Source organism: Azospirillum lipoferum (assembly GCF_024170005.1).
GTDB classification, from domain to species: Bacteria; Pseudomonadota; Alphaproteobacteria; order Azospirillales; family Azospirillaceae; genus Azospirillum; species Azospirillum lipoferum.
The window spans coordinates 162,472-188,658 of the sequence record NZ_JALJXJ010000003.1 but is presented as its reverse complement, the minus strand read 5'-3'; the positions used below and the strand labels follow the sequence as shown (position 1 = coordinate 188,658).

18 protein-coding genes are annotated in these 26,187 nt (G+C 67.9%); 13 read left to right on the top strand and 5 right to left on the bottom strand.

The genetic code is table 11. The features are described from left to right. Positions 1–126 precede the first annotated feature (126 nt). The 3 genes from J2848_RS08300 to J2848_RS08290 all read left to right on the top strand — a co-directional run bounded on the left by J2848_RS08300 (position 127) and on the right by J2848_RS08290 (position 5,148). Positions 127–984 carry a pirin family protein gene (locus tag J2848_RS08300; RefSeq protein ID WP_149229464.1) on the top strand — a complete coding sequence of 286 codons (858 nt, stop codon included), beginning with the start codon at positions 127–129 and terminating at the stop codon, positions 982–984. A 137-nt stretch (positions 985–1,121) separates the two neighbouring features. Further along, the gene (locus J2848_RS08295; protein ID WP_149229465.1) at positions 1,122–1,679 is read left to right on the top strand and encodes an invasion associated locus B family protein; all 558 of its coding nucleotides are present in this window, start codon (positions 1,122–1,124) and stop codon (positions 1,677–1,679) included. 481 nt (positions 1,680–2,160) lie between these two features. Then, complete coding sequence (locus J2848_RS08290; protein WP_246193617.1) at positions 2,161–5,148, top strand: GGDEF and EAL domain-containing protein; 2,988 nt, start codon at positions 2,161–2,163, stop codon at positions 5,146–5,148. A 69-nt stretch (positions 5,149–5,217) separates the two neighbouring features. Here J2848_RS08290 and J2848_RS08285 read toward each other — a convergent pair whose 3' ends face one another. The 3 genes from J2848_RS08285 to J2848_RS08275 form a co-directional block, all read right to left on the bottom strand. Beyond that, a complete protein-coding gene (locus tag J2848_RS08285) occupies positions 5,218–6,675 on the bottom strand; it encodes a sensor domain-containing diguanylate cyclase (RefSeq protein ID WP_170306936.1) in 1,458 nt (485 codons plus the stop codon). 344 nt (positions 6,676–7,019) lie between these two features. Beyond that, the gene (locus tag J2848_RS08280; protein ID WP_109085014.1) at positions 7,020–7,436 is read right to left on the bottom strand and encodes a hypothetical protein; all 417 of its coding nucleotides are present in this window, start codon (positions 7,434–7,436) and stop codon (positions 7,020–7,022) included. Positions 7,437–7,551: 115 nt separating this feature from the next. Next, entirely contained in the window at positions 7,552–8,466 is a 915-nt protein-coding gene (locus tag J2848_RS08275) for a pseudouridine-5'-phosphate glycosidase (RefSeq protein WP_149229468.1), read from the bottom strand. 39 nt (positions 8,467–8,505) lie between these two features. On the opposite strand from J2848_RS08275, the gene J2848_RS08270 reads away from it, so the two are divergent. Beyond that, positions 8,506–9,582 carry a ligase-associated DNA damage response exonuclease gene (locus J2848_RS08270; RefSeq protein ID WP_149229469.1) on the top strand — a complete coding sequence of 359 codons (1,077 nt, stop codon included), beginning with the start codon at positions 8,506–8,508 and terminating at the stop codon, positions 9,580–9,582. Beyond that, positions 9,579–11,168, top strand: coding sequence for a cisplatin damage response ATP-dependent DNA ligase (locus J2848_RS08265; protein ID WP_149229470.1), 1,590 nt, complete (start codon positions 9,579–9,581; stop codon positions 11,166–11,168). The genes J2848_RS08270 and J2848_RS08265 overlap by 4 nt, the downstream gene beginning before the upstream one ends. A 10-nt stretch (positions 11,169–11,178) precedes the next feature. On the opposite strand, the gene J2848_RS08260 is transcribed toward J2848_RS08265, so the two are convergent. Then, a complete protein-coding gene (locus J2848_RS08260) occupies positions 11,179–11,370 on the bottom strand; it encodes a hypothetical protein (RefSeq protein ID WP_170306937.1) in 192 nt (63 codons plus the stop codon). Positions 11,371–11,733: 363 nt separating this feature from the next. Here J2848_RS08260 and J2848_RS08255 point away from each other — a divergent pair, with 363 nt between their 5' ends. Then, positions 11,734–12,897, top strand: coding sequence for a patatin-like phospholipase family protein (locus tag J2848_RS08255; protein WP_149229472.1), 1,164 nt, complete (start codon positions 11,734–11,736; stop codon positions 12,895–12,897). Positions 12,898–12,982: 85 nt separating this feature from the next. Then, entirely contained in the window at positions 12,983–13,762 is a 780-nt protein-coding gene (locus tag J2848_RS08250; protein ID WP_149229473.1) for a 3-hydroxybutyrate dehydrogenase, read from the top strand. Positions 13,763–13,858: 96 nt separating this feature from the next. On the opposite strand, the gene J2848_RS08245 is transcribed toward J2848_RS08250, so the two are convergent. Beyond that, a complete protein-coding gene (locus J2848_RS08245) occupies positions 13,859–16,378 on the bottom strand; it encodes a methyl-accepting chemotaxis protein (protein WP_149229474.1) in 2,520 nt (839 codons plus the stop codon). A 273-nt stretch (positions 16,379–16,651) separates the two neighbouring features. Here J2848_RS08245 and J2848_RS08240 point away from each other — a divergent pair, with 273 nt between their 5' ends. The 6 genes from J2848_RS08240 (at position 16,652) to J2848_RS08215 (ending at position 26,185) form a co-directional block, all read left to right on the top strand. After that, complete coding sequence (locus J2848_RS08240; RefSeq protein WP_149229475.1) at positions 16,652–18,547, top strand: ABCB family ABC transporter ATP-binding protein/permease; 1,896 nt, start codon at positions 16,652–16,654, stop codon at positions 18,545–18,547. A 23-nt stretch (positions 18,548–18,570) separates the two neighbouring features. Beyond that, the gene (locus J2848_RS08235) at positions 18,571–19,119 is read left to right on the top strand and encodes a biliverdin-producing heme oxygenase (RefSeq protein WP_149229476.1); all 549 of its coding nucleotides are present in this window, start codon (positions 18,571–18,573) and stop codon (positions 19,117–19,119) included. Positions 19,120–19,191: 72 nt separating this feature from the next. Continuing rightward, on the top strand, positions 19,192–19,917 hold the full coding sequence (gene pyrF, locus J2848_RS08230; RefSeq protein WP_149229477.1) for an orotidine-5'-phosphate decarboxylase: 726 nt from the start codon (positions 19,192–19,194) through the stop codon (positions 19,915–19,917). Beyond that, positions 19,914–20,558, top strand: coding sequence for a phosphoribosylanthranilate isomerase (locus J2848_RS08225; protein ID WP_149229478.1), 645 nt, complete (start codon positions 19,914–19,916; stop codon positions 20,556–20,558). The genes pyrF and J2848_RS08225 overlap by 4 nt, the downstream gene beginning before the upstream one ends. Positions 20,559–20,653: 95 nt before the next feature. Then, the gene (locus tag J2848_RS08220) at positions 20,654–21,562 is read left to right on the top strand and encodes a diguanylate cyclase (protein ID WP_149229479.1); all 909 of its coding nucleotides are present in this window, start codon (positions 20,654–20,656) and stop codon (positions 21,560–21,562) included. A 753-nt stretch (positions 21,563–22,315) separates the two neighbouring features. Further along, positions 22,316–26,185: an autotransporter domain-containing protein gene (locus J2848_RS08215; RefSeq protein ID WP_149229480.1), complete on the top strand. Its 3,870-nt coding sequence runs from the start codon at positions 22,316–22,318 to the stop codon at positions 26,183–26,185. Positions 26,186–26,187 lie beyond the last annotated feature (2 nt).

Genomic DNA, 26,187 nt, shown 5'->3' with positions numbered 1-26,187 from the left:
ACGATCACACTCTAGGGTGCGATTGTTGCGCGGAGCGGAACGCTGTGGCGCGGGCGGACCGGCTTCACGGCGGGGCCGGGGAGGACTACCTGTGGTGCATCCATTCGTTTGTCAGGAGTCTTCGCCATGTCCGCCAAGCCCGCCACCTCCGGTGTCCGCCCGGTGCTCGCCGCCGTGGAGGGCATGGCCACCTCCGACGGCGCCGGGGTCAGTATGACCCGCATGCTGGGTACGCCGCGCCTGCGCACGCTCGATCCCTTCCTGATGCTGGACCTGTTCGGGTCGGACCAGCCGACCGACTATCTGGCGGGCTTCCCCGACCATCCCCATCGCGGCTTCGAGACGGTGACCTACATGCTGGCCGGCCGCATGCGCCATGCCGACAACCACGGGCATGAGGGGGTGATCGAGACCGGCGGCGTGCAGTGGATGACCGCTGGCCGCGGCCTGATCCATTCGGAGATGCCGGAGCAGACCGAGGGGCTGATGCGCGGATTCCAGCTGTGGATCAACCTGCCGGCCCGTCTGAAGATGACCGAGCCGCGCTATCAGGAGTTCCCGGCCGCCTCGATCCCGGTGGAGCGGCGCGAGGACGGGGCGACCGTCACCGTGATCGCCGGCGACACCGCCCGCGGCACGGCCGGGCCGGTGCGGGCCGAGGCGACCGACGCCCGCTATTTCGACGTCGTACTGCCGCCGTCGGTCTCCTTTGCCGAGCCGCTGCCGGCTGGCCACACCGCCTTCCTGGTGCTGTTCGAAGGCACACTGAGCGTGGGTGGCGATGGGGCTCTGTCGGGGCCGCGGGTGATCGTGCTGGGCGACGGCGAGCAGGTCGAGGCGGTCGCCGGGCCGGAGGGGGCGCGCTTCCTGCTGCTGGCTGGCGAGCCGATCGGCGAGCCCATCGCCTGGGGCGGTCCCTTCGTCATGAACACGCGGGAGGAGGTGATGCAGGCCTTCCGCGACTTCGAGGAAGGGCGCATCTGATCTGCATCTGATCGGTGGATGCCGCGCAGAAGGCCGTTTGACGGTTTGATGCGCGGCATCTCGTTCCTTGCACGCCCGCCGTCCCCGGTTATCATGGCGCATTCCGTGTTAACACGAACGATGGCGGGGACGGGGCGATGCGCGCAAAGGGTCTGTCGGGTTGGTTCAGGGCGGCTGCGGCTGCGGGATTGCTGGCCCTGACGCTGGCTGTCAGCCCATTCGCCGCCGGCCTGTTGACCGCCAGGCCCGCCGCCGCCGTCGACTTCTCCAAGGCCGCAGCCGATTTCGGGCCGGAGGGCGCCTGGACCAACCAGTGCGACATCGACCGGATGACCGACAGCAAGACCTGCCGGCTGATGATCTACCGCCTGTTCGATGACGGGAAGGATGTCGGCTTCATCGCGCTGAGCATCATCCCGACCGGCAACGACTTCCACCTGTTCCTGACCACCAGCCAGGGGCTGATCGACCGCTGCGCCATCCGCGTCGACCGCCAGCCGCGCATCGAATCGCATGTGGCGACGCTGAACATGTGCATGTTCCCGAACTTCGTGTCCGGCCGCGTCGCCGACCAGTTCCGCAACGGCTCGACCATCCTGGTGCGCGTCAATTCCCGGGTGGGAAAGCGCGACATCGATTTTCCGCTGAACGGCTTCTCCCGCACCTTCGAGGAGATGCAGCGCAGTCTGCAATGAGGGGCGTGACCCTGCGGCCCTACCCCGGCAGCCGGTAGCCGGATAGCTCTCCGCATCCAAGGGGGAAAAGGCGAGGTGCAACCGGGACTGCAGCCGCGCACTGCCGTCTGTTCCGCAGCAAGGCGATGGGGTTTGTGTGCGGCTGCGAGACGAACCATCCATTTCTGCGGATGGGGATGCAGAAAGAAAGGTGCCGATATTTGAATATTCGATCACGCCTCATCCGCGAATGATTTGGAAAAATTCCAATCTTCCATGGAAAATTAACCATAACTCCCGGGAGAATCCTTATCAGAAGTCTCTGGCGCTGAAGTGACTGCGCTGCTTATCCTTTGTTCGGGAATGGCCGGATTTCTTCAGGCTTCGCACGGCTTTGCCGGGGCGGCCGATGAAGGGTATGGCCGGGTAAGCGACCGAAGGGTGCACCATGACCGGACGATCCGTCACTTGGTCCGCCATATGGACGCGCAGCCGCGTTCTGATGTTGGGACTGTTTCTGCTGGCGACCCTGTCGGTGCCGGCGGGCGGGCGGGCGACACCGCCGAACAGGACGGTTCTGGTCCTGCACTCCTACCATCAGGGCTATGAGTGGACCGACCGGCAGGCGGCCGGCATCTCCGGCATGCTGGCATCGGGGGCGCCCAATGCGCTCGTGATCCCCTATTACCTGGATTGGAAGCGTTTCCCCGACCCCAGCGGGATAGAGCGCCTGCGGGGGCTGATCGCCTACCGTCACCCGAAGGGCACGGTCGATACCATCGTCTCCACCGACGACGCCGCGCTGTCCTTCGCCCTGGAATTGCGGCGGGAGATCTATGGTCCGGTTCCGCTGGTGCATGGCGGCGTGCTGCCGATCACGGTGCGGCGGCTGACCGAGGGCGAGGTCAACGTCGTCGGCGTTGACGAAACCAAGGACATCGAAGGCACCGTGCGCATGGCGATGGCCGTCAACCCGCGGCTGCAACGTCTGTTCATCCTGCGCGACCACACCGAGACGGGTGTCGGGCTGGATGCCGAAATCGAGGCGGTGGTGGCCGCCGGCCGGTTTCCTGCCGGGGTGGAGCGGCAGTTCCTGCCCGAGCTGCCCTTCGCCCGGCTGGAGGAGCGGCTGGCCGCCCTGCCGCCGGACAGCGCGGTGCTGCTGGGCACCTATGCCACCGATCGCGAAGGCCTGGTCCTGCCGCCCGAACAGTTCCTGAAGCTGTTGAGCGAAAAGAGCAGCGTGCCGATCTACGGCTTGCAGGAATATCTGCTGGGCCACGGCATCGTCGGCGGCAGCCTGCTGAGCGCGCAGGAGCATGGCCGTGCGGTCGGCGTGCTGGCGGCGGCCCTGGTGAACGGCATGCCGATCTCCGGCCTGTCGGCGGAGCGGCGGCAGTCGGTCATCCGTGCCGCCGACTACCGGCAGATGGAGCGCTACGGGCTCGACACCACGCGGCTGGTGCCGCTCGACCGGCTGATCAACAAGCCCTTTTCCTTCATAGAGACCTACCGCTGGCTGGTGGTGACGGTCGGCGCCGTGCTGCTGCTGCTGTTCGGCATGGTTCTGGTTCTGTCCTTCGCGCTGCGCGAACGGCGGATCGCCGAGGCGGCGCTGCATCTGAGCAACGAGGCGCTCAGCGAGTCGCGCCGGGAGCTGGAGGCCAAGATCGAGGAGCTGACCGCCAGCAAGGAAGCCCTGCGCGTGCGGGAAAGCCGGATGCGGCTGGTGGCGGAGGCATCGCGCGACATCATCTGGACCTGGGACATCGTCAACGACAGCCGCGTCCTGTCAGGCCGCGTCGAGGAGTTGCTGGGCGTGGAAGCCCTCAGCATCGGGACGCGGGCGGCCTGGTTCGACCGCATCCATCCTGAAGACCGTCCGCAGGCGGAGGAAGCGTTGCAGCGCCACCTGTCCGGCGAACTGCCGGAATATCGGGTGGAATACCGCGTCCGCCACCGCGACGGCAGTTACCTGTGGCTGTACGCCACCGGCAAGGCCCTGTTCGATGGTGAGGGGCAGGGGCGGGGACAGCCGACGATCATGGCCGGCTCCTACACCGACATCACCACGCAGAAGCAGCAGCAGGCATGGCTGGACCATCTGGCCCATTTCGATTCCCTGACCGACCTGCCCAACCGGCTGGCCCTGGAACAGCATGTCGACCGGCTGATCGCCGGTAAAAAGGCGTCGGGGAATGCCGGGGCGCTGGCGTTGCTGTTCCTCGACATGGACAATTTCAAGTTCATCAACGACGGATTCGGCCACAAGGCGGGCGACGAGCTGCTGAAGCTGCTGGGCCAGCGCATCCGGAAGGCCGTCGGTGACGGGCTGTTCATCGCGCGTCTGGGCGGCGACGAGTTCGTGGTGGTGGTCGACAGTGGAGAGGCCGGCGACCCGGCGGACGCGGCGCGGCGGCTGGAGCAGGCGCTGGCCATCCCCTTCCCGGTCGAGGGGCAGCATTTCTTCGTCTCCTGCAGCGTCGGCATCGCGCGCTATCCCTGGGATGGCCGCTGTTTCGACGATCTGCTGCAGAATGCCGATACCGCCATGTACCGGGCCAAGGAGAGCGGGCGCGGGCGTATCTGCACCTTCACCGCCGACATGAACCGCAATGTGGTGGAGCGCATGCGGCTGCTCAGCCGTGCCCGGCTGGCCTTCGACCGTCAGGCCTTCACCCTGCATTACCAGCCGCAGGTCGCCACATCCGACGGCCGGGTCCGCGGCTTCGAGGCGCTGATCCGCTGGACCGATTCGGAACTGGGGCCGGTATCGCCCGACCGCTTCATTCCGGTCTGCGAGGATTCGGGCCTGATCGTCCCGCTCGGCCTGTGGGTGCTGGAGACCGCCTGCATCGAGGCGGTCGGGCTGGCCTGCCGCGGGGCGGGCGGCGTGACGATGAGCGTCAACATGTCGGCGGTCCAGTTGGCCCAGCATGACTTCGTGCCGCGGGTCCTGGAGATCCTGTCCCGCACCGGCCTGCCGCCGCACCGGCTGGAGCTGGAGATCACCGAGTCGCAGATGATCGGCTCGCTCGACGCCGCCATCGGCAAGCTGAACGCGCTGCGGCAGGCCGGCATCCACATCGCGCTGGACGATTTCGGCACCGGCTATTCGTCGCTGACCTATCTGCGGACGCTGCCGATCAACACGCTGAAGCTGGACAAGGCCTTCATCGACGACGTCCACCGCCGTCCCGACGCGCGCAGCATGGTGTCGTCCATCTCGCGCATCGCCCATGACCTGAGCCGCAGCGTGGTGGCGGAAGGGGTGGAGGAGGCGGCCCAATGGGAGGCGCTGTCGCTGATGGGCTGCGACCTGATCCAGGGTTACTTCGTCAGCCGCCCGCTGCCGGCCGACCGCATCGACGCCTTCCTGACGGCCTGGGAGGAACGGCGCCCCGGCCTGCCGGTCATCCGCCACGACGTGGTGGTCGGCATGCCCACCGCCGCAGCGACACGGCCATCAGGCACTCGCGAGCCGGTTTGATCGAAGGCGGCCTGATCGGAAGCGGCCTGATCGGAAGCGGTCTGATCGGCTCCGGGACATCGCCCGGCATCAGGCGACGATCTTGCTATCGCGGGAGAGGCAGGGCTCCTGCACCGGTTCGTGAATGGACCAGGATCCCTTTCCCGACTGTTTGGCGCGATACATCGCGGTGTCCGCCTGACGCAGGGAACCGGACAGGTCGCCGCATTCGCCCGCGGACAGCGCGATTCCAATGCTGCATCCGACGCCCACGTTGAGATCGCGAACCTGATTGATGATGCGGGAGGCGACGCTGGTGGCGACCGTCTTGATATCGGGAACATGCCCGGACAGGCAGATGACGAACTCATCGCCGCCGAGCCGGCCAAGCAGATCGCCGTCGCGGATCATCTGGCGCATGATCTCGGCGACCATCGTCAGAACACGATCCCCCTGATGATGGCCGTGCCGGTCGTTCACCGCCTTGAAGCCGTCCAGGTCGATGTAGAGAAAGGCGAGGACCAATCCCTTTTTCCCGGCGTTCCGGTGCATCCCTTCCGCCAGTTCGAGGAACAGTCCACGGGCCGGCAATCCGGTCAGGGGATCGCGCCGGGCCTGATGGAGTTCGGCATCCAGTTGCCGCGCGGCACTTTCCGCTTCGAGCACGCGCATCTGGACGTGGTGCTCCCGGCGGATCATGCGGACGCCCCACAGAAGCACGAGCAGGACGAGGATCGTGGCCAGCGCCACTTCGGCCATGAACCAGAGCGATCGGGTCCGCCACGCGGCGAAGGCCGACGTTCCTTCGATTCCGGTGTAAACGACAAGATTCAGATCCGGGATCAGCCGGTAGGCGGCAAGCCGCTCCTTGCCGTCCAATACGGACCGTGACCAGTAGACACCGACCGGCGAGCGCGGGAGCTGTTCCTGGAAGAGCCGTCCGTTCCGGTTGTTCTTGCCGAGGTGGCTGGCCAAATCCGGACTGCGGGCGACGATCTCACCGTCGGTACGGAAGACCGTGACCGTCGTGTCCAGCCCGAACGACATCAAGGCGTAGAAGTTGACCAGCCATTCGGTTTTCATGCCGGTGCTGGCGATGCCGATGATGTCGCCGGTCCAGTCGCGGATCGGCCGTGAGATGGTGAAGAGGATGCGGTTGTCCATACGGCTGCGCAAGGCCGGGCTGATCACGAAGTCCGCCCCCTGCATCACCATCTGAAAATGCCGGCGGTCCGCGATGTTGAGCGGCCGGTCCATCTGCCGGCCGGTGCCGACGATCGCGTTGCCCTTGGCATCGAACAGCCATAGGGTGTCCCCACCGTCCAGATTTGCGAGAGCATCGCGCAACCGGCGCCAATGGACCGTGTTCCGCACGGCTTCCAGGCTGCCGGCGTCGTCGACCAGGGAGATCGCCTGACGCAAGGCGATGTCGGCACCTTTCGTGGTGTGCAGGACATGGTCCTCGACGACCTTGGCCATATCAGCGGCGAGCGCCTCCATCCGTGCAGCGGTATTTTTCCGGTCCTGCCAGACGATGTGAACCGTCATGACGATGACGACGGCGAGAGCCAGTCCGGCGGCAAGCAGGGCGCTCAGGTGTCGGGACATGGAAACTCCGCTGCAACAGCGAGACGGGAGAGGCCGTTTGTCTTACGCAAGTAGTATACCAAAGCGGAGGGGTGGGATATGCGGGGGCAACCCTGACCGGCTGCTTCCGCCATCGCAAATTGCGTCTCAGAGTCGGAGCGGCGAACCAGAATGCATGGGATGCATGCAATCCGCATGGCCATTCCGGGCGGGATTCTCGAGTCCGGCGGGCAACGCAAAACGCCCCGCAGGCGGGCTGCGGGGCGTTTTCGGAGGCGGGGCTTGTCGGGCCGGAGGGGCCGGGCTCAGTGCCGCGTGCGGGCCGGGGTGATGTAGACGCCGTCCCAATCGACGCCGAACAGGGCGTCGTCGCCGGCCTCTTCCACCAGATCGTCATATTCATGGGCCTCGATCAGGCCGAAGATGGAGGCGGTGCCGGAGGCGTCCAGGTCGCAGGTCACGACATGGCCGCCAACCTCGACCGAGGTGAAGAACACTTCCGGCAATTCCATGCTGTCCAGGTCGGCGGTGACGGCGGCTTCGATCTCGTGGATGGAGCGGGATGACAGCGACACGCGCAGCTTGGCCGCCTGGGAGGCCCAGACGATGCGCTTGACGTGGGCGGGCTCCTTCATCTCCGCCATACCCGGCGCCTCGTCGCCTTGGCCGGCCATCGCGATCATCCGGGAAACCAGGGTCGAGGTGCTGCTGGGTGCGCGCATTGAAGCCTCCGCTCGTTCGATGACGACAGATTTGCGCGCAGGCGGTTAACGGGGTCTTAAGCCGGTACCGGGGCTAAAGCCTTACCACCGCAGGATTAGTCCTATCCGTTCGGTTTTAGGGGGTGGCAAGGGCGGCGGCAACCCCGGCCGCAACCCGCGCGTTGTTGCGGATCAGCGCGATGTTGGCGGTCAGGCTGCGCCCGCCGGTGATGCGCTCCAGCGCCGCCAGCAGGTGGGGGGTGATGTCCTTCCCCTTGATATTGTTGGCTTCCGCGTCGGCCAGCGCCTGGTTGACCGCTGCTTCCATCGCGTCGGCGTCGAGTTCGTCGGCAGCCGGGATCGGGTTGGCGAGCAGCACGCCGCCTTCCAAGCCAAGCTGCCATTTCGCCCGCAGGATATCCGCCACTTCCGTTACGTTGTCACAGCGATGATCGACGGGCAGGCCGCTGCGGCGGCTGTAGAAGGCGGGAAATTCGTCCGTGCCGAAGCCCAGGACCGGCACGCCGCGGGTTTCCAGCACCTCCAGCGTCTTGGGCAGGTCGAGAATCGACTTGGCCCCGGCACAGACCACGCAGACGGACGTGCGGGCCAGTTCGTCGAGGTCGGCGGAGATGTCGAAGCTGATCTCCGCCCCGCGATGGACGCCGCCGATGCCACCGGTGGCGAAGACGGATATTCCGGCCAGCCGCGCCCCGATCATCGTCGCCGCCACCGTGGTGGCGCCCAGGGCACCGGTGGCGATGGCGACGGGCAGGTCGCGGCGGCTCAGCTTGCGCGCGGATGCGCCGGCGGTGGCCAGCCGCTCCAGCGCCTCGTCGTCCAGCCCGATGCGGATGCGGCCGTCCATCACCGCGATGGTGGCGGGGAGGGCGCCCGCGGCCCGCACCTCCGCCTCCAATGCGCGGGCGGTCTCCAGATTCTGCGGATAGGGCATGCCGTGGGAGATCACGGTCGATTCCAGCGCCACCACCGGGCGCCTCGTGGCGAGCGCATCGGCGATCTCGGGGGTGGGCAGCAGGATCGGGTGCATGCGCTGGGTCTCCGCTTGGAACGCCCTATATTAGGACGCATGTCCGCTGCACACCAATCCAATCCTGATCGTCCCCATCCCGACAAATGGATCAAGGTCCTGCCCGAGGGCCTGTATGTCGAGCCGGGGGGCTTCTACATCGACCCGGTGCGCCCGGTGGAGCGCGCGGTCGTCACCCACGGCCATTCCGACCATGCAAGGCCGGGCAACCGCCATGTGCTGGCGACGCCGGGCACGCTCGCCATCATGCGCCAGCGGATGGGCGAGGGGGTGGGGGGAAGCCTGCAGGCGCTGGAGTATGACGAGAGCCTGCGCATCGGCGACGTGGCGGTGCGGCTGGTGCCGGCCGGCCATGTGCTGGGCAGCGCCCAGGTGGTGATGGAGCATGCCGGGTCGCGCGTCGTGGTGTCGGGCGACTACAAGCGCCGCCTGGATCGCACCTGTGCGCCGTTCGAGCCGGTGCCCTGCGATGTCTTCGTGACCGAGGCGACCTTCGGCCTGCCGGTGTTCCGCCACCCGCCCGATCTGGGCGAGGTGCAGAAGTTGCTGCATTCGATGGCACTGTTTCCGGAGCGCAGCCATGTCGTCGGCGTCTATGCGCTCGGCAAATGCCAGCGGCTGATCACGTTGCTGCGGGCGGCGGGCTATGACCGCCCGATCTGGCTGCATGGCGCGCTGGAGCCGTTGTGCCGGCTCTACGGCAGTCTGGGGGTCGAGTTGGGGGAACTGCGGCCGGCGACGGTGGCGGCGAAGGAGGATCTGAAGGGGGCGCTGGTGCTCGCCCCGCCGGCGGCGGTGGCCGACCGCTGGGCGCGGCGGCTGGCCGATCCGGTGGTGGCGATGGCGTCGGGCTGGATGCGGGTGCGCCAGCGTGCCCGCCAGCGCGGGGTGGAACTGCCGCTGGTCATCTCCGACCATGCCGACTGGGACGAGCTGTGCCAAACGCTGGAGGATGTCGGCGCGCCGGAGGTCTGGGTGACCCATGGCCGGGAGGAGGCGCTGGTCCATTACGCCACCAGCCGCGGCATCCGCGCCCGCGCCCTGGCGCTGATCGGTTTCGAGGACGAGGATTCGGAAGGGGTGACGGGTGGGGCTGCGGGAGGAGAGGCGTCGTGAACCGCTTTGCTGCGCTGATCGACGCGCTGGTCTTCATGCCGTCGCGCAACGGCAAGATCCGGTTGCTGGTCGAGCATTTCGCCACCACGCCGGATCCCGACCGCGGCTGGGCGCTGGCGGCGCTGACCGGTGCCTTGACCTTCCGCGAAGCCAAGCCGGCCGCCATCCGCGAACTGGCGGCGACGCGGGTCGATCCGGACCTGCTGGCGCTGTCCTACGATTATGTCGGCGATCTGGCGGAGACGGTGGCGCTGATCTGGCCCGAGCGACCTGAACGCGCGAACAGCCTGCCGCCCAGCCTGAACGAGGTGGTGGAGGGCTTGCAGGCCGCAAAGCGCGGACAGGTGATGGGGCTGGTGGAGGGCTGGCTCGACACGCTCGACTCGTCGGGGCGCTTCGCTCTGCTGAAACTGATCACCGGGGCGTTGCGCATCGGCGTGTCGGCCCGGCTCGCCAAGACGGCGCTGGCGGAGTGGGGCAGGGCGGCGCGGCCGGAGGTGAGTGTCGATGACGTCGAGGAGGTCTGGCACGGGCTGACCGCGCCTTACCCGGAGCTGTTCGCCTGGCTGGAAGGGCGGGTGGAGCGCCCGGCCAGCGGCTCCGGCGCCGGTTTCCGCCCGATGATGCTGTCCCACCCGCTGGAGGAGGAGGACCGCGCGGCACTCGACCCCGCCGCCTATGCCGCGGAATGGAAATGGGACGGCATCCGCGTGCAGCTGGTGGCGCGCGGCGGCGAGCGGCGGCTCTACAGCCGCACCGGCGACGACGTGTCGGGGGCGTTTCCAGATATCGTCGACCATATGAGTTTCGACGCGGTGCTGGACGGCGAGCTGCTGGTGGCGCGTGACGGGGTGGTGGCACCCTTCAACGATTTGCAGCAGCGGCTCAACCGCAAGACGGTGACGGCGCAGATGCTGCGCGACGGGCCGGCCTGGGTGCGGCTCTACGACATCCTGTTCGACGGTGACGAGGATCTGCGCGGCCTGTCCTTCGTCGAGCGGCGCGCCCGGCTGGAGCGTTGGTACGGGGCGGTGCAGCCGCGGCGGATGGATCTGTCGCCGCTGGTGCCCTTCGACCGGTGGGACGAACTGGTGGCGCTGCGCGAGGGCGCGCGGGAGAACGGCATCGAGGGGCTGATGCTGAAGCGGCGCGACAGCGCCTATCTGGCCGGGCGGCCGAAGGGACCGTGGTTCAAGTGGAAGCGCGGGGCGCTGACGCTCGACACCGTGATGATGTACGCCCAGCGCGGCCACGGGAAGCGGTCGAGCTATTATTCCGACTACACCTTCGGCGTCTGGCGCGGCGAGGAGCTGGTGCCGGTCGGCAAGGCCTATTCCGGTTTCACCGACGCCGAGCTGATCGAGCTGGACCGCTGGGTGCGCAACCACACCACCCGCCGCTACGGCCCGGTGCGCGAGGTGGAGGCCGGGCTGGTGCTGGAGGTCGCCTTCGACAGCGTGCACCCGTCCAACCGGCACAAGAGCGGGCTCGCCATGCGCTTCCCCCGCATCCACCGCATCCGCTGGGACAAGCCGGCGCACGAGGCCGACCGGCTGGAGACGCTGGCGGCGATGGTGGTGGGATAGGGCGTGGACTCTACCGCAGCGGGGCGGTCACCACGTCGACGGAGGTCTCCGCCACGGTGCCGGCCACGTCCACGGCGGTGCCGGCGATGCTGGCGGCCCCGCTGGCCACGCCGGCGACGGCGCCACAGCCGCTCAGCGCCCCGCCCAGCAGCAACAGGGCGGCGAGCGGGAGAAGGCGGCGCGGGGTGAGGCGGCGGGACATGGCGTCCTCCAGAAAAACCTAAGACGGAAACGGTCTCGGCGGAGATTGCAGCATGCAATTCCGACCGAAACGTTAATGCGGGCATTTGGCACAACGGCGGTGAATCCCGTCATCATGCGTTGCGGCTTGCCCCGGAGGCTTTCGTCAATGCTGAGTATGACAAGTAATTAATGGCTGTGTAATACCTTGATGTAGGTTTTCACAAGAATGCGGATGGGTTACAAGAAATAAGCATGGCTGGCATGAGGGATTCTCTGTTTTGTAGAGGCGTTTCTGCATGGCCGCAGCCAACTTCCCTCCCATATCTGGTTTGCCGATTGAGGAAAACGTCTGCGATCGATTGACTGGCTGGGGAAGACTGGGATGCGCGACGGGTCCTTTGCCGATCTTGTTACCCCCTATGACCGGGTGGCCCTCGTCCTTCAGGGCGGCGGGGCGCTCGGCGCCTATCAGGCGGGCGTCGTCGAGGGGCTGTTCCAGCACGACATCCACCCGACCTGGGTGGCCGGCGTGTCGATCGGCGCCATCAACGCGGCGCTGATCGCCGGCAACCCGCCGGAACTGCGCTGCGCCGCGCTGTCGGAGTTCTGGAGCCGCGTCGCCCCGCCATCGCCCTGGGAGGGCGCGGAGGCGCTGTGGCGGCGGCTGGATCCCGACGGCCCGTCGATCGCCGTCCTCAACCAGTGGAGCGCGTGGCGGACGGCGCTGTCCGGCCAGCCCGGCTTCTTCCGGCCGCGGGCGGCGGTGGAATGGGCGGCGGCCGGCCCCTTCGCCGGACCGACCAGTTTCTACGACACCGCACCGCTGAAGAAGACGCTGGAGGATCTGATCGATTTCGACCGCATCAACCGCGGCGACATCCGGCTGTCGCTGGGAGCGGTCGATGTGCGGACCGGCAACTCCATCTATTTCGACACCGAGACCCACCGGATCGGGCCGGAGCATGTGATGGCCAGCGGCGCCCTGCCGCCCGGCTTCGCCCCCGTCGAGATCGACGGCGAGTTCTATTGGGACGGCGGGCTGGTCTCCAACACGCCGCTCGACCATGTGCTGGAGGATCAGCCGCGCCGCGACACGCTGGTCTTCCAGGTCGATCTGTGGAGTGCCACCGGACAGGTGCCGCGCGGCATGTCGGAGGTGCTGGAGCGGCAGAAGGACATCACCTATTCCAGCCGCACCCGCTTCAACACCGACAAGGTCACCTACGAGCAGACCCTGCGCAACCAGCTGGTCACGCTGCTCGACCGGCTGCCCGAGGAGCTTCGCGACACGCCGGAGGCCAGGGCGCTGCGCCGCGCCGCCTGCGGGGCGGCGGTCAACATCATCCACCTGATCTACCGCCGCAAAAGCTACGAGCGCGACAGCAAGGACTACGAATTCTCCAACGCCGGCATGCGGGAGCATTGGGAGAGCGGCCTTGCCGACACCCTCGCCACGCTTGCCCACCCGGAATGGCTGGCGATGCCGTCACGACTGGACGGCCCCGTCACGCACGACGTGCTGCGCGACGACGGCAAGCCATCCTGACGGCTGGCCTGATAGGCAACCTGAGCCGGCCATCACCGAAAAGATCCAACCGTAACCGACATCTCGATCGAGAAGGAGCGGACCCATGCGCTTGCAGGACAAAGTCGCCGTCATCACCGGGGCGGCCAGCGGAATCGGGCTGGAGATCGCGCGGACCTTCGCCCGCGAGGGCGCGAAGATCGTCATCGCCGACCTGAACCAGGCCGGTGCCGACGCGGCGGCGGCCAGCCTCGACCCCACGGGGGAACGGGCGTTGGGCGTCGCCATGAACGTGACCGACGAGGCCCAGGTCGAAGCCGGCATGGCCCGCGCCGTCGCCGCCTTCGGCCGCATCGACATCCTGGTCAGCAATGCCGGCATCCAGACCGTGGCGCCGGTCGAGCAGTTCGAGTTCGCCAAGTGGAAGCAGCTTCTGTCCATCCATCTGGACGGCGCCTTCCTGACCACGCGCGCCGCCCTGCGGACGATGTACGAGCAGGGCAGCGGCAGCATCATCTATATGGGCTCGGTCCACTCCAAGGAGGCGTCGGCGCTGAAGGCGCCCTACGTCACCGCCAAGCATGGGCTGATCGGTCTCGCCAAGGTGGTCGCCAAGGAAGGGGCGGCGCATGGCGTGCGCGCCAACGTGATCTGCCCCGGCTTCGTCCGCACCCCGCTGGTCGAAAAGCAGATCCCGGAGCAGGCCAGGGAGCTTGGCATTTCGGAAGAGGATGTGGTGAAGAAAGTGATGCTGAAGGAGACGGTCGACGGCGAGTTCACGACGGTCGAGGACGTTGCCGAGGCCGCCCTGTTCTTCGCGTCGTTCGGGTCCAACGCGCTGACCGGCCAGTCGCTGGTCGTCAGCCACGGCTGGTTCATGCAATAGGCCCCAGACGGCAGCCGGAACGAAAAAGGCGTCGGGTCATCGGCCCGACGCCTTTTTCGTTTCATATCTGCCGAACGGACGCGTTCTTTCGTCCGCTCAGAACTCCTTCCAGTCGTCGTCGTCGCTGGAGCTGTGCTTCAGAACCGGGACTGTGGTGCTGCGGGCAGGGGAGTCGGTGCGGGCGGCCGGCTTGGCCGTGGCGCCCGGATGGGCGGTGCCGTTGCCACGGGCGGCGGGCTTCGCAGCCGGCTTGGCGGCGGGGCGGGTGGGAGCCGGCGCGCGACGGGTGGTGGCGACCGCTGGAGCGGCGTGCACATGGACGGCTGCGCGCGGCGCCGGGGCATAGCCGAAGCCGGTAGCGCCGAAGCCGGCGGCCTGATCGAATTTGAAGAAGCCGACCAGCGACTTCAGGTCGGTGGCCTGACCGCTCATCGCCTGGGCGGCGGCGGTGGTCTCCTCCACCAGGGCGGCGTTCTTCTGGGTCATCTCGTCCATGTTGGCAACGGTCGAGTTGATCTCGTCCAGCGCCGTCGCCTGTTCGGCCGAGGCGGACGCCATCTCGGCGATCAGGGTCGCCACCTGCTGCACGCCGGAGACGATGCCTTGCAGGGCGTCGCCGGCCTTGCTGACCAGATCGACGCCGTCCTTCACCTGGGCGTCGCTGTCCAGGATCAGGCCCTTGATCTCCTTCGACGCCTGGGCGGAGCGCTGGGCGAGCTGCCGCACCTCCTGCGCCACGACGGCGAAGCCGCGCCCGGCATCGCCGGCCCGCGCCGCCTCGACCGCCGCGTTCAGCGCCAAGAGGTTGGTCTGGAAGGCGATCTCGTCGATCACGCCGATGATGTCGGTGATCTTGCGGCTGGATTCCTCGATCCGGCGCATCGCCTCGATGGCCGAACCGGCGACGCCGCCGCCGGATTCGGCGGAACCGCGGGCCTGGGCCGCCATCACGTTGGCGCGTTGGGCGTTCTCGGCGTTGGAGCGCACGGTCGCCCCCAGCTCTTCCATGCTGGCCGCGGTCTCCTCCAGCGAGGAGGCCTGCTGCTCGGTACGGTCGGCGAGGTCGGAGGAGCCGAGAGACACCTCGGCGGCGGCGGCGGCGATGGTCTCGGCCGCCTGGGTGATCTGGCCGACGATCTCCGCCAGCCGGGTGGAGGTGGCGTTGACGTCGGTCTTCACCTGCTCGAAGGCGCCCTGGTAGTCGCGGGTGACGCGGCGGTTCAGGTCGCCCTGGGCCAGTGCGCTCAGCACCTCGCCCAGATCGGCGATCACCGCCTCCACCGTGTCGGTCAGGCGGTTGATGCCCTCCGACATCGTCTTGTAGAAGCCATCCTTGCCGGCCAGGTCGATGCGGCGATCCAGGTCGCCCTTCGACACGGCGTCGATCAGGCCGGCGATCTCCTCGCCGATGGCCTGTTCGCGGACGCGCTGGGCCTCGGCGGCGCGGCGTTCGGCCTCCAGCCGTTCACGTTCCGCCTCGTCCATGCGCTTCTTCTCGACGGCGTTCTCCTTGAACACCAGCACGGCCTTGGCCATGCTGCCGATCTCGTCGCGGTTCTGAAGCGCCGGCACGTCGACCGTGAGGTTGCCGGCGGCCAGCTCCGTCATCGTGCCGGTCATCTGCACCACCGGGCGGACGATCGAGCGCGCGGTCACCAGCGCCACCAGGATGCCGATCGCCAGCGCGCCCACCGCCATGCCGATCAGCAGGGTGGAGGTGCTTTCCATGTCATTCTGTGCGCCGGTCAGAACCGTCTTGCGGGCGTCGGTCTGCGACACGACGGTCTTGTCGACCAACTCGCCGAACTCGTCCGCTTCCTTGGCCATGGTACCGAAGGCCAGGGCCTGGGCGTCGTTGACCGCCGTGACCACGCGGTTGAAGTTCTCCAGGTAGCGGCCGGCGATCTGCACCGCCTCCTCCGCGGCGCGCTTCTGCGCCGGGTCGGTCAGGCGGCCGGCCAGAATGCCGGCGGCCTTGATGAAGCCGTCCATCCGGCTGCGCACCTCGTCCGCCGTCTTCGCCGACGGCTCCGTCAGGAAACGCTGGGCGCTCAGGCGGGCGAGGATCAGCGTTTCCAGAGCCTGACCAGCGTAAGCGGCGGACTCGAAGTCACCGGCGGCAATGCCGCCGGTGGCGATCTGGCTCAGCCCCTCGCGGGCCTTCAGGCCCGACGGCATCAGGTCTTCGAACACCAGCCGGTCGCGCTGTTCGCGCAGCTTCACCAATTGGGCGAAGTTGGAGGCGTAGCCGTCCATCTTCTGGATCATGCGGTCGACGAGAGCGCGGCGTCCGGGGTCCAGAGTGGACTCGCGGACGGTGTGCAGCATCTCGCCCAGCTTCTTCTGCTGCGCCTGGATCGGCGCGATCAGGGTACTGGTGCCGGAGAAGGAATAGTTGACCACGTTGCGCCGCATGTCGGCGACCGCGCTGTCGATTTCGGATACCCGCATCGAGTTGTCGGAGATCAACGCATAGCGGTTGAAGCCGTCCTCCACCGTCGAGAGCGACCGGACGCCCAGCGCGGCCACCGAAACGAGGAGGGCAAGGATCAGAAGGAAACCCACCTGGATGCGGGTGCCCACCTTGAAGCGGCCGGCGAAACTGGCGTTCTGCATGGTCAACTGCCTTGGTCTGCGGTGCGGGTCGAACGCGATACGCCCGGCAGGGTAGAGGAAAGTGGTTTCCAGTCCGTTGCCATGGCGCAGGGAAATGCGCGGAAAGCGCCCCTGGGTCGCGGCAAAATCGTGTCAAAGCCGGGATGCGGGGCTTTGACGACGCCGCAGCGGTCCCTAGGTTAGGTCGCCTGTACAGCATTTCGGGCGACAGCCCTTCGCGGGCTGGTTTCCCCCAGACTCGCGGCAATCACCGTAAAGGCCACTGAAGACTCCATGCGCCGCAGCCTTCCCTCCACCTCCGACACCAGCGCCTTCATCCGCCCGTCCGGCGATCTGCGCGCCGCGGTCCGCTCGCTGGGCCCCTACATCTGGCCCCGCGATTCCGTGGAGACGCGGGTGCGGGTGGTGCTGGCGATGCTGCTGCTGGTCGGCGCCAAGGTCGCCAACGTCTATGTGCCGATCTTCTACAAGCATGCGGTGGACGCGCTGACGCCGGCTTCCGCCGGCGGCAGTGTCGGGCCGGGGGCGGCGGTGACCATCCCCCTGGGACTGATCGTCGCATACGGGCTTGCCCGCGTGACCTCGCTGGTCTTCGCCGAGCTGCGCGATGCCGTCTTCGCCACCGTGGCGCAGCGGACCATCCGCAGGGTGGCGCTGTCGGTGTTCCGGCACCTGCACGCGCTGTCGCTGCGCTTCCATCTGGAGCGTCAGACCGGCGGCCTGACCCGCTCGCTGGAACGCGGCACCCGCGCCATCGAGTCGCTGCTGCGCTACACGCTGTTCTCCATCGTGCCGACGCTGGTGGAGATCGCGCTGGTCTGCGCCATCCTGTGGAAGCTGTTCAGCGTCTGGTTCGCGCTGGCGACCTTCGTCACGGTGATGGGCTATATCCTCTACACCTTCTTCGTGTCGGAATGGCGCATCAAGTTCCGCCGCCAGATGAACGACACCGACAGCAAGGCCAACACCAAGGCGATCGACAGCCTGCTGAATTACGAGACGGTCAAGTATTTCGGCAACGAGGAACATGAGGCCCGCCGTTACGACGGCGCCCTACAGAGCTACGAGAAGGCGGCGGTGCGCAGTCAGCAGAGCCTGTCGCTGCTGAATGTCGGGCAGTCGGCGATCATCTCGCTGGGGCTGGCGGTGGTGATGGGCATGGCGGCCAAGGGCATCGTCGACGGCAGCATGTCGCTGGGCGACTTCGTCCTGGTGAATACCTATCTGTTGCAGCTCTACCAGCCGCTGAACTTCTTCGGTGTCGTCTATCGCGAGATCAAGCAGTCGCTGATCGACATCGAATCGATGGTAATCCTGCTGGCGGTCGACCGCGAGGTGGCCGACGGTCCCGCTGCCCGGCCGCTGGCGGTCGAGGGGGCGGAGCTGCGCTTCGAGGGGGTGGAGTTCGGTTATGACGCGCGCCGGCCGATCCTGAAGGATGTCAGCTTCACCGTGCCGGCCGGCAAGACGGTCGCCATCGTCGGTCCGTCGGGGGCCGGCAAGTCCACCATCAGCCGGCTGCTGTTCCGCTTCTACGACGTCAATGGCGGGCGGGTGCTGATCGACGGGCAGGACATCCGTGAGGTCACCCAGGCGTCGCTGCGCGCCTCCATCGGCATCGTCCCGCAGGACACCGTGCTGTTCAACGACACCGTCTTCTACAACATCGCCTATGGCCGGCCCGGCGCCAGCCCGGCGGAGGTGGAGCGGGCGGCCCGGCTGGCCCACATCCACGACTTCATCATGGCGCTGCCCGACGGCTACCAGACCACGGTGGGCGAGCGCGGGCTGAAGCTGTCGGGTGGCGAGAAGCAGCGCGTCGCCATCGCCCGCACCATCCTGAAGGACCCGGCGATCCTGCTGTTCGACGAGGCGACCAGCGCGCTCGACACCCATACCGAGCGGGAAATCCAGGCCAACCTGCGTGAGGTCAGCCGCGGCCGCACCACGCTGGTGATCGCCCACCGGCTGTCCACCGTCATCGACGCCGACGAGATCCTGGTGCTGGAGGCCGGCCGGGTGATCGAACGCGGCCGCCATGCCGACCTGCTCGCCGCCCGCGGCGCCTATGCCGCCCTGTGGGCGCGGCAGCAGGAGACGAGCCAGGGATCGGTTGGGGCGTCGACCGGGGGGCCGGCGCCGCTGCCCGGCGTGCTGGCGCCGACCTGAGCCGGAACCGGGGAGCAGGCATCATGGGACCGGCAAGGCAGGCGCTGCGTGCCGCGACGCGGGAGAGCCACGACCGTCTGGACAAGGCCGCGGTGTTGCAGCCGCTGGTCCGGCCGGATATCACGCAGCCGCAATATGCCCGCGCGCTGGCCGTGCTCTACGGCTTCAACGCGCCGGTGGAGCGGGAGCTTGGGGAGGATGCCGCGCGGCTGGACCTGCTGCGCGACGATCTGCGGGTGCTCGGCGCCGATCCGGACGCGCTGCCGGAGATGGAGGGGCTGCCGCCGCTGGACAGCGCGCCGGCCCGGCTGGCGGCGCGCTATGTGCTGGACGGCTCGGCCCATGGCGGGCGGGCGATGCTGCCGGGGATCACCCGGGCGCTGGGATACGATGCCCGGCGCGGCGCGCGCTTCCTGGCGTCGGACGGGCTGGACATGGCGGGGGCCTGGAAGGCGCTGATGGTCCGGCTGGAGCGGGAGCTTGCCGATCCCGCGGCGCTCGCCGCCGCCTGCGCCACTGCCGCCGGGCTGTTCGCGGCGCTGGAGCGGTGGACGGCGGAACAGCGGGCTTGAAACTGGCGCCCGTCGGCTTCCCTTGCTAGGGTGCCGGACCATTCTCATCCGGGTTCTGGAGACCGCCTTCCCATGACCGCGCCAGCCTCGCGCATCTATTGCTCCGTCGACACCACCGAGATCGAGTCCGCCCGCCGCATCGCCGGGCAGGTGGCCGGGGCCGTCGGCGGCATCAAGCTGGGGCTGGAGTTCTTCATCGCCCAGGGGCCGGCCGGCGTCCGCGCCGTGGTGGGGGAGGACGGCCCGCCGCTGTTCCTCGACCTGAAGCTGCACGACATCCCCAACACGGTGGCCGGCGGCGTGCGTGCGGCGCTGCCGCTGAAGCCGGCCTTCATGACCATCCACAGCGCCGGCGGGCCGGCGATGATGCGGGCGGCGGCGGAGACGGCTGCCACCGCCGGCGCCGGCCGGCCGAAGATCCTGGCCGTCACCGTGCTGACCAGCCTGGACGAGGGCGATCTGGGTGCCGTCGGGCAGTCGGTGCCGGTGGCCGATCAGGTGGTGCGGCTAGCGAAGCTGGCCAAGGCGTCGGGGGTGGACGGGGTCGTCTGCTCGCCGGCCGAGGTGGCGCTGGTGCGCGCGGCCTGCGGCCCCGACTTCATCCTGATGGTGCCCGGCATCCGCCCGGCCTGGGCCGCCACCAACGACCAGAAGCGCTTCATGACTCCGGCGGAGGCGCTGGCCGCCGGTGCCGACCATCTGGTCATCGGCCGTCCGATCACCGCCGATGCCGACCCGGCCGCCGCCGCCCGCCGCATCGTCGCGGAGATCGAGGCCAGTTCCGGAGGGACCGCATGACCGTCGCCGCCAAGATCTGCGGGCTGAGCGAGCCCGAAAGTCTGCGCGCCGCCGTCGCCGGCGGGGCGCGCTATGTCGGCTTCGTCTTCTATCCGCGCAGCCCGCGCGCCATCGCCCCGCCGATGGCGGCGGAACTGGCGCGGCTGTTGCCGACCGGCGTGCGCTCCGTCGGGTTGTTCGTCGATCCCGACGACGAGTTCCTGGAGCATGTCACCGGGCAGGTGCCGCTCGACCTGATCCAGTTGCACGGTTCCGAGACGCCGCGCCGCATCGCCGAGATCAAGGCCCGCTACGCCCTGCCGGTGATGAAGGCGGTGAAGATCGGCGGGCCGGAGGACCTGACCGCGGCACTGGAGGCGGCGGAGGTCGCCGACCGGCTGCTGTTCGACGCCAAGCCGCCGGCCAAGGTGTCGGCGCTGCCCGGCGGCAACGGCATCGCCTTCGACTGGACCATCCTGGCCGGCCGCCGCTGGCCGCGGCCCTGGATGCTGTCGGGCGGGCTGACGGTGGAGAATGTCGCGGAGGCCGTGCGGGTCACCGGCGCCGCCGAGGTCGACGTGTCATCCGGCGTGGAGGACCGCCCCGGCCACAAGGACCCGGCATTGGTCCGTGCCTTCCTGTCGGCGGTGGCGGCGCTGTAAAGGCGATCCGGCAAGATAGCGCCCTGTTTTAGACGAATGCTTCGGCTTATCTTGATCGCATGGCGGGACTCTGCGCCGTCGGGTAGGATGCGCCCATGAGCGATTCGACCACTCCGTCCACAACCGAGGCGCTTGGCGCCGTGCTCGACGAGCATCTGCGCTGGATCGGCCAGTGGCAGCGCGCCGTTTTCTACCGCGATGGCCGCGGCGGGGAGCGGTCGTCGGCCCCGGCTTCCTTCGAGGCCTGGTGCCAAGCGGCCCGCCGCGACGACCTGCTGCAACAGCCGGCGGTGCAGAAGCTGGCCAACCTGCACGAGCAGATGCACCGGCAGGCCCGGCTGATCCTGCTGAAGGCGTCCGGCGGCGAGCTGCCGACCGAGACCGAGTATGAGGGGGTGATCGGCCGCTTCGAGGAGTTCATGCTGCATCTGCGGCGGATGGAGCGCGCCTTCGCCGCCGCCGCCTCCGGTCTGGACCCGCTGACCGGCCTGCGCACCCGGCGCGGCATGGGCGAGGCGCTGGAGCGGGAGCACAACCGCTATCGCCGCACCGGCCAACCCTTCTGCGTCGCGCTGTGCGACATCGACAAGTTCAAGGGCATCAACGACAGCTACGGCCACGACATCGGCGACCGGGTGCTGGCCGCCACCGCCGCCGTCATCAGCCGCGGCGTCCGCAGCTTCGACGAGGCCTTCCGCATGGGCGGCGAGGAGTTCCTGGTCTGCCTGAAGGAAACCGGGCTGGACGAGGGCTATGCGGTGATCGAGCGGCTGCGCGTCGACCTGATGCGTTCGCCGGTGATGCTGCCCGACGGCCGGGTGGTCCCCGTCACCGCCTCCTTCGGGCTGGTGGAGGCGGTGGCCGACCTGACCGTCGACGATCTGGTGGTCTGCGCCGACCGCGCGCTCTATCAGGCCAAGAACTCCGGCCGCAACCGCGTGATCCGCTACGGCATCGACCGGCCGGAACAGAAGCCGGTGACGGTGAAGGCGGGACGAGGATAGGCCCGAAGATCACGCCTACGCTGCTGGCCGCCGCGCCGGCGGGATGAGCGGCGCGAAGATTCATCGCTCCTCATCGCCAGGGTGCTCGGACAGCGCAGCCCGCTACGATCACGGCGCTCGCATTTCTCAGGCGTCCACATCCTGACCACCGTCCTAGAGGCGACTTTTAGTCACAACCATTTCATCTGATTCAAAGTCTTCTTGGACAGGCCCCTCGCATCGCCAATCGCCTATTTCGCCGGCACTAAAGACGGGTCCCAAGGCGCTGCAGGCCGGAAAATTGGAATAATTACAGAAATCAGTCGGGACATAATCTTAACCAACCCCAAAAATAAGCTTTCCTTAGCGGGCAGTGGTTTGCCATTTTTAATAGAATTCTGTTCTTATGCAACGAATATTTATTGTGGTAATTCGAGAATCGCTGGACAACAATTTAAGTAATACTAATATAAATAAACAAAACATAATGACTGCATTAATTATTTTTCTTAGACAGAGGATAAATATTTAAAACGCGCATATTTGTCACATTTAGTTCCAAAATAATAATGTGGGCGTCTTCGTTTATTCTATGAAATACACAGAATTTGCCAAATTTTTAATTCAATAATTGAGAAACCTTAAAAGCAAGCGCGTCATTTCGGTGCATTTTTTGCGTGTTTCATCTTAGTCACAAAATAGGGTGCACGCTATCATTCAAAAAAAGACCCATCGGTCTTAACGCTCATGCTGTGCTTGCAAGGTGAAACGCCCATGCTGCCGTCGCTGTCGCCCCTGGAGTCGATCCGCCAGAGCTTGATGTCGGGCGGACGTCTTCCCGCCATGGTTGCAGCACCCATTGCGCTCGGCGTGTCGTTGGCCGGCAGCGCCGCGTCGGCGGAAACACTGTCTACGGTCCAGAACCAGACCTTCTACCCGACTGGAAGCAGCATCCTCATCACCAGCACCGGCGGCGTGGTCGACAGTGGCACCGGCAACCAGAACACCGATCTGACCACCGGCGTGTGGGTCAATGCGGCCGGTGGCTGGACCCTGACCAACCAGGGCACGATCAGGATTTCGATCGACACGAACTTCTATCAGGCCGATGGCATCTACGGTCAGACTTACGGCACCGTCATCAATTCCGGACTGGTCGACGTTCAGAAGACCTACGATGGCATCCTGTTCGCCAATTCGTCGCCGTCGTTGAGGTCGGTCGTCGAGAACACCGGGACGATCATCGGCAACTGGGCCGGCATCGAATCCGCCCATGCGCTCAGCCTCACGAACGGGTCGCCGTCCAACGGAACGGCGCTGATCAAGAACGTTCGAGCGGCGACGGCTTCCATGCAGACGGATTACGCGGCGGTTATGGTCGCCGGGCTGACCACGGCCTCTTTCGTCACCAACTATGGCACGATCATCGGGACCACTGACGCGCTGTCCGTCACCGGTGTCTCGACCATCGTCAATTATGGGACGATCGCCGCCGGAAACGGCTACAGCGCGATCAAGACGTTCGCGAGCGGGGCCGGCAGCCTCATCAACCTGAAGGATGGCAGCGTCGTGGTCGGCGGCATCCAGGCCGCGGGAGCCAACCAGGTCCTGCGGCTGGAAGGCAGCGGCAGTCTGTCCGGATCGGTGTCCGGCCTGACCACCCTTACCATGAACGGAACCGACTGGACGCTGGGCGGCGTGAGTGCGGCCACCACCACGAACCTCCTGGCCGGCACGCTGCGCGTCAACGGCTCGCTCACCACCGGGCTGCAGCTCAGCAGCGGCACGACGCTCACCGGCACGGGAACGGTCGTCGGGAACCTGACCACCCCGTCCGGTACCACCCTGTCGCCCGGCGGCTCCAGTACGCCCGGCACCCTGACGGTCACCGGCAACTACACGCAGGACAGCGGCAGCACCCTGGCGATCCGGACGACCTCCTCCACCGCCAGCAAGCTGGCCGTCACCGGCACCGCCACCATGGGCGGCGCGCTGTCCGTCACTTCGACCGGCAGCGGGTACGGCTCCAGCACGACCTACACCATCCTGACCACGACGGGTGCCCTGTCCGGCGCCTTCACCTCCGTCACCAACAGCGACGCGACGCTGACCCCGACGGCCACCTTCGACACGGCGAACAAGGAGATCAAGCTCACCCTGACCAAGGTGACGTCCCCGCCGCCCCCTCCTCCCCCTCCACCTCCTCCCCCGCCGCCGCCGATCACCTCGGATCCGACACCGACACCGACGCCCACTCCCGATCCCACCCCAACGCCTACCCCCACCCCCGATCCCACCCCGACGTCTCCGCCACCTCCCCCGCCGCCCACCTCTCCGACGACCGGCGTCATCGACACCAGCCGCCCGAGCTTCACCGGCAGCGACAGCGCGGTCCAGGGCAGCACGGTCACCTTCGACGGCGGTACGCTGCGCTCGACCACGCCGCTGACGATCGGCCAGTCGGTCACGGTGACCGGTATGGGCGGCACCATCACGCCGGACGGCGGCACCGTCACGCTCGCGGGTGCCGTCGGTGGCCCGGGCGCGCTGATGGCGTCCGGCCCCGGCGCGCTGGTCGTCTCCGGCCAGTTGGCCAACGCGGGCGGCCTGTCCGTCGCCAACGGCGCGGTCCTGACCGTCGGGAAGGGCGGCGTGGTTGCCGGCGGCACGCTGGCCGTGAACAATGGCGGCAGTGCCACGGTCGGTGGAATTGTCGCGGTTCCGGTGACGGTCGCCCCCAACAGCAGCGTCACCGTGGTCGAAGGCGGTGGCGTTGGCGGAACGCTGACGGTCGCAGGTGGAACCCTGACCGTGGCCGCCAACGGCGCCGTCAACGGCGCGCTCACCGTGACCTCCGGCGGCAACGCCACCCTGGCCGGTGCCGTTATGGCGCCGGTCACGGTCGGCACGGGCACCGTCACCGTGGCCGCCACCGGCAGCACCGGCACGGTCACCGTGGGAAGCGGCGGGTCGGTGTCCGTCAATGGCGTGATCGCCGGCTCCCTCACTACCAGTGCCGGCTCGACCTTCAGCGGCGGCGGCACGGTCCTTGGCCCGGCAACGCTGTCCGGCACCCTGTCGCCGGGCAATTCGCCCGGCGTGCTGACCTTCCAGTCGGCGGTGACGCTGACCGGCACCAGCGTGCTGCGCGCCGAGATCGACGGCCCGGCCGCCGGCTTCGGCGCCGGTCAGCACGACCAGGTCCGGGTGCAGGGGGCGTCCTTCACTGTCGCCGGCACGCTGACCCCCGTGCTGCGCGGCATCAGCGGCGACGCGACCAACAGCTACACCGCGACGCTGGGGCAGAGCTTCACCATCGTCCAGGCGGACGGCGGCGTGTCCGGCAGTTTCGCCGCCGTGACGCAGCCGGAGGCGGGGCTGGAGGCCGGCACCCGCTTCGACACGCTGTACGACGCCACCACCGTCCGGCTGGTGGTCACCCCGACCAGCTACGCGGTCCGTGGCGGCACGCCCAACCAGCAGGCTGCCGGCGCGGCGGTGGACGCGCTGCGCCCCACCGCCGGAGCACGGCTGGAAGGCATCGCCGCCCCGCTGTTCGGCGGCCTCTACGGCCTGCCGGGGCACGGTATCGCCGGGGCGCTCGACCAACTCTCCGGCAAGCTGCACGCCGACACGCTCGCCGCCGACCGCACCAGCCGCCGGCTGTTCGGCAGCGCGGTGGAGAGCCGCCTGTCGGTGCTGCGCGGCGGCGAGGCGACGTCGTCCGGCGTCCGGCTGGCCGGCGGCAGCAACGGCACGCGCGCCATCGGCGAGACCGGGGGGACCGGCGGCGGAATCCGCGGTCCGGGCGGCGCGTGGGGCCAGCCGCTGGCGGGCCATGTCCGGACCGGTTCGGACGGCAACGCCGCCGGCACCACCGGGCGGATCGGCGGTTTCCTGCTGGGCGTGGACCGCAGCTACGAGATTGGCGTGAGCGGCGGCGTGGCGCTCGGCTATCTGCGCAACCGCGTCACCTCCCGCGACGGGCTGGGCAAGGCCGAGGTGGACAGCTACCAAGCGACGCTCTACGGCTCCTGGAATCTGCGCGGCGTGGCGGACAGCCCCTATGTGGAAGGCGCCATCGGCTACGGCTACGCCCACCACGACACGTCACGTGCCGTCGCCTTCGGCGGGCTGGCGCAGGGCGCCAGCGCAACGGCGGACGGCCATGATTTTTCCGTCGAGATCGCCGCCGGGCACCGCATGGCCTTCGCCGGGTCGGACAGCGTCTGGATCGAGCCGCGGGCAGGCCTGCGCCTGGACCGCATCACCCGCGAGGCCTTCCGGGAGTCGGGCGGCGGCGTGGCGCTGGATGTCGAGGCGGCGGGCTGGACCAGCCTGCGCAGCGCGGTCGGCATGCGCGCCGGTACCGGTTTGACGGTCGGCGGCTGGCACCTGTCGCCGACCGCCCAACTGGCGTGGCAGCATGACTTCGCCGATACGACGGCGACCACCACCAACCGGCTGGGCGGGGTGGCCTTCGCTGCCGATGCCAGCAGGCCGGGCCGCGATGCCCTGGTGATCGGTGCCGGGCTGGGTGTGGCCCTGAACGACCGGGTGAGCGCCGCCATCGACGTCCAGGACTCGATCCGCACCCGCGAGAACAGCCTGTCGGCGACCGCCAGCCTGAAGTGGAAGCTGTGAGC